Raw genomic sequence first — 2,825 nt, forward strand, 5'->3', positions numbered from 1 at the left:
GAATGCTGACTGCTAAATGCTAAATGCTTGTATTATATAATACCTAATTTATTGAATTTGAGTCTCAAACCGGATGGAAAATCGAAGATTTTTCAATCATAAATTATCATACAAACTTTTAAGATTTTAGGGAATAGGTGAAGAGTGAATAGGGAATAAAAATTTGATAATGCCAAAAACTTTGAAGCGATGGTGAATAAAGAACGGAGTTTTATCCCTCAAACAGTTTTAGTGTTTTCGCCTGTCACCGAGTATGAAACACTTCATAACATATTTACCGAAATATTGTGGTTTAAAGCCTTCCCTTTTAAGGGGATAATAAAGAAAAATTTTCCTGTTCGTCAATCTTCTTCTTTTTCTTTTCAAGGAGAGGTAATTCTAAATTCTTAATTCTAAATTCTTAATTCTTGAACTAGCATTCCGAAGCAAAGAAAATTAAAAAGTGGAGCTTTGCGTCAACAATTGTATAGATTGGTATGTGGCATATTATATAGCAATCCTATTTTATTCGTNAAGGAGAGGTAATTCTAAATTCTTAATTCTAAATTCTTAATTCTTGAACTAGCATTCCGAAGCAAAGAAAATTAAAAAGTGGAGCTTTGCGTCAACAATTGTATAGATTGGTATGTGGCATATTATATAGCAATCCTATTTTATTCGTGGCAAAAATTTTATTGCTTTTTAGGGAAAAGACAACAGGCAACAGATAGAAGTTTCAACTTTTTTATTTACTTTTTAATTACCGACAATCTATTTAGAATTGCTACAGTGTCTTTGCCTAAGTCCTAATTATTTTTAGTTTTAATTTAATTAACCCCAACTCTCAGGAAATAGTGAAGAGTTGAGGTAGTTTTTCGACGAAATTAACTTTAGCCTTACTTTAACTAATAGTCTTATATCTTTGATCAAATTTTTGACTTTTGACTTTTAACTTGATTAGGCGATCGCCGACTCTTGAGTACGAGCAAAAATCATTCTACCTGCAGAAGTTTGTAAAGAACTGGTAACAATAACTCGCACCTCATCACCAACATATCCACTACCAGACTCTACAACAACCATCGTACCATCATCTAAATAACCAATACCCTGAGAAGGTTCCTTACCTTCCTTACGAATTTTGATTTCAATAGTATCACCAGGTAAATAAGTAGGGCGCATTGCCTGAGTCAAATCATTAATATTTAGTACAAGAACTTTTTGTAAACTTGCAACTTTAGACAAATTGTAGTCATTAGTTAATAAAGTACCATTAATTTCCAGAGCAAAACGAACCAACTTAGCGTCTACCGTAGAAATTTCTTCATAGTCTCCAAAATGGATTTGAATTTGAGAAGGGTAAACCTCTTTAAGTCTATTTAAGATGTCTAAACCTCGTCTACCTCTCACTCTTTTTTGATCGTTAGAAGCATCAGCAATAAGCTGTAGTTCTTGTAAAACGAAGTGCGGTACAAGAATTTGACCCTCCAGAAAACCTGTTTCCAATAAATTTTCTATTCTGCCATCAATAATACAGCTAGTATCCAAAATCTTAGTAGCAGCAGGTTTAAGAGTTCCTTCTGCTACCAATACTGCATCTAGACTGTTAGGATTAATTAGCCGTAAAAAACCACGCCCATGAGTATCAGCAANATAAATTTTCTATTCTGCCATCAATAATACAGCTAGTATCCAAAATCTTAGTAGCAGCAGGTTTAAGAGTTCCTTCTGCTACCAATACTGCATCTAGACTGTTAGGATTAATTAGCCGTAAAAAACCACGCCCATGAGTATCAGCAACGTTAACTCCTGTAAAACCTAACATTACACTGCCTAAAACTGCTACAAGAGGTTTAATAAAACTAAACTCCTGGGGAATAGGTAGTAAAAACAGTGGCGCTAACATTAAGTTTGCCACTAATAGTCCTATAACTAATCCTATTGCCCGTGTTAATAATAAGTCAACAGGCATCTGTCTAACTTTTATTTCTACTCGCCGATATGTAGTTTGAAATACTAATCCGACTACAAAGCCAATCAAAGATGTAAAAGCAGATAATACTGAACGTAATCCTTCGATGTTAGTAACTTGTAGTAGTACATTGGGTGGGAGAAGTTCTATGCTATAGAAACCTATTCCTGCTCCAGCAAGTACAAATGAAATGATAATTATTGCGTCAAGCATTTTTTGAGTTTGTTTTTTTGTTTTATAGAAGATAGGACTTACGCAAAGACCATCTATATAGCGTTCAAAACTATAACGTTATAGTTTTTTAACTCTATATATAGTACCTCTGCGTAAGTCCTGGAAGATATAGATATTTCCCCAGAAGGTACTCACCAATAATGATTGAGAACCATAATTTTTGGGCTGCTCAATGTTGTCTCTATTATATCTTTACAGTTGATGTGCCATTCTTTACGGTTCTCTTTTTATTAGGTTTTAACCTCATTGAGACTTGGTAACAATTAATAATGTCGCTTCCCCTTTACAGTTACTACTAAAGTACAAAATCTATTTTACGAGCAAAAGAATGTGATTATTTTTACTTGATTTGTCATAAAAAATTCTGGTACATTACTGATTTTATTTAGGATGACTGTAAAATACTCAAGGTTTGCTGAAAAAGTCTTTTAGTAGGGGATAGGAGTCAGGAGTCAGAAGTCAGGATAAATGAGAGTTATAGAGTAGGTAGTCACAAAAATAGTCCCTTGATTTTTCTGGCTCACATTACCCAAAAATGCTCACTTTTTCAGCTTGAACGACTGAAAACCTGGTACTTTTTCAAGCTCTAAAATTGCTAAAACCTTTATCTATCAACTCTTTGATATTTAATCAGCAAACC

At 33.5% G+C, this 2,825-nt stretch carries 1 protein-coding gene and 1 pseudogene; both read right to left on the bottom strand.

Features of this window, described 5'->3' with window-relative positions:
- Positions 1-936 precede the first annotated feature (936 nt).
- A partial coding sequence (locus AFK68_RS03235) for a PIN/TRAM domain-containing protein (protein ID WP_143437472.1) occupies positions 937-1,631 on the bottom strand: 695 nt, incomplete at its 5' end.
- Between the two features lies 1 nt (position 1,632).
- Positions 1,633-2,164: pseudogene (locus AFK68_RS44125) on the bottom strand (PIN/TRAM domain-containing protein); the annotation flags it as partial.
- Positions 2,165-2,825 lie beyond the last annotated feature (661 nt).

It is taken from the genome of Hydrocoleum sp. CS-953 (assembly GCF_002260545.1).
In the GTDB taxonomy this organism is placed as follows: Bacteria; Cyanobacteriota; Cyanobacteriia; order Cyanobacteriales; family Microcoleaceae; genus Trichodesmium.